Source organism: Blastocatellia bacterium (genome assembly GCA_025054955.1).
GTDB lineage: Bacteria > Acidobacteriota > Blastocatellia > HR10 > J050 > JANWZE01.
In genome coordinates this window covers 1-2,212 of sequence record JANWZE010000096.1, presented here as the reverse complement: position 1 = coordinate 2,212, position 2,212 = coordinate 1, and the positions used below count along the sequence as shown (strand labels likewise).

The 2,212-nt window shown below is 53.0% G+C and carries 2 protein-coding genes; both read right to left on the bottom strand.

The window, feature by feature from the left end; translation table 11 throughout:
* A partial coding sequence (locus NZ823_11955; protein MCS6805835.1) for a homocysteine S-methyltransferase family protein occupies positions 1 to 651 on the bottom strand: 651 nt, incomplete at its 3' end.
* A gap of 56 nt (positions 652 to 707) precedes the next feature.
* Positions 708 to 2,212 (bottom strand): B12-binding domain-containing protein (locus tag NZ823_11950; protein MCS6805834.1); only part of this gene is annotated, 1,505 nt, incomplete at its 5' end.

Genomic DNA, 2,212 nt, shown 5'->3' with positions numbered 1-2,212 from the left:
GATCTGCGCTGGACCACTGGAGCAGTTAACACCGATGACATCCGCACCAGCTTCGGCTAAGACCTGTGCCACTTTGATCGGATCATCGCCAAGCAAAGTGCGGTCATCGCGAGTAAAGGTCATAGTCGCAACAACGGGAATCCCGTCAAAAGTCCGAACAGCACGAATAGCCTCAATGGTTTCGCGTAAATCGGTCATGGTTTCGATGACGAACAAATCAACCCCAGCAGCAGCGAGGGCGCGCGCCTGTTCCAGAAAGGCCTCACGCGCCTCCATCGGCTGAACCCGCCCATAAGGAGCAATGCGCACGCCAAGTGGACCAATATCGCCGGCCACGAAGACCGGCTTGCCGCTCTCGGCTACAACACGACGTGCAATCTCCACTCCAGCTCGGTTGATCGCATCCAACTGAGCTTCAAGACCATGTTTGCGCAATTTATAGCGATTTGCGCCGAAGGTGTTGGTCAGGATGATTTGCGCCCCGGCCTCGATATACTGCCGATGAATGGCGACAACGCGACCCGGATCAGTCACGTTGAGCTCATCAAAACAGCGCGTATGTTCTACACCTTGCGCATGCAAGAGGGTTCCCATTGCACCATCGGCGAGGAGGGGAATGGAAGAGGAAAAGAGAGACAAAAATGTATTCATGATTACTTATTCGATCTTCGTCCTAATATACAAACTGCGGACCAGACCATCTTGTCTTACTTTATCAATTGTTCTACTCGGCTCTCACCGACTGAGTAATACTTTGCTTGTGGGTGATGCACAATAATCGCCGCAGTGGATTGTTCAGGGATTAACTGATAGGCCGGACTGAGGCTCATACCCAGTTCCTGCTCGGCAGGGAGCAAGTCAAAAACTTTACGATGATCTTCGAGGTCAGGGATGGCCGGGTAACCCCACGAGTAACGTTTGCCTTGTCCTTCGGCTAATCCCAACTCACGGCGGATGTGGCGATGCAAGTATTCAGCAGTGGCCTCAGCAGTCTGGACGGCCAGTCCATGCACGAAATAAGCTTCCGTGTAGTGATTAGAAGATTGAAGGGCATCGAACTTTTCGGTAGCACTCTGTCCAACAGTGACGACCTGGAAAGCAACAACATCAAACACTCCCGATTCGACCGGGGCAAAGTAATCCGCTAGGCACAAATGTTCGTCAGAAGGCTGACGCGGGAAAGTGAAGCGCGTGAGAGGTCGTGGAGGAAGAGCCAAGCTGGTTGGGTCATAGATGATCAAGTCATCTCCCTCAGCCTGACAGGGGAAATAGCCGTAGATACCTTGCGGTTTGAGCCAGCCGGTTTTCAGAGCTTCACGCTTCATACGTTCCAAGCGGGCATCGAATTCGGCTTTGAGTTTTTCCCATTCAGCACCATGGGCGTTCTTTGCGCCCCATGAAAGGCGATAGAGTTCGTTGATGTTCAGATGTTGGAAGACAATCTCCAACGGCATCGCACGAACCACGCGCCACCCAAAAGCAACACCAGGTGGAAGCGTAATCGGTTGCGGAACGACTGGGGAACGTTTGCGAACCCAGATCGTGGGTTGGGAGAGTACACTGCGGCCCAATTCCAAGTCTGCCTCAGCCCGGATGCGCTTCAATAGCTCCTGACGCTTGACCTCGTCAATGAGCATATCCATCGTTTCCAGGCCTTCGAAAGCATCTTTGCAGTAGAAAACACCCGGTTCATAGTAGTCACCGCTCTCGGTTTGCAGGATTCTGCGGCCAAAGCGGCGGTTGATGGCCGCACCGCCTATCAACACAGGGAATTTTAACCCGCGTCGGTACAGTTCGTTGACGATGAGTGGCATTTGTTTGGATGTGCTGACCAGTAAGGCGCTCAAGCCGATAGCGGTGGCATCTACTTCGACCGCTTTGCTGATGATGGTCTCGGCCGGCACTTGTTTGCCCAAATCAATCACGGTGTAGCCGTTGTTGACCAGTATGGTTTTGACCAGGTTTTTGCCGATGTCATGGACATCGCCATATACGGTGGCAAGGACAACTGTGCCTTTGGTGACGCCTTCTACCTTTTCCAAATAGTTTTCCAGATGGGCGACGGCTTTTTTCATCACCTCTGCCGATTGCAGAACGAACGGCAAAATCAGTTCGCCTGCGCCGAATTTGTCGCCGACTTCCTTCATGGCAGGCAGAAGGACAGTGTTGAGGATGTGAACGGCGGCTTCGTGGCGGGTCATGCCGGGTGCAC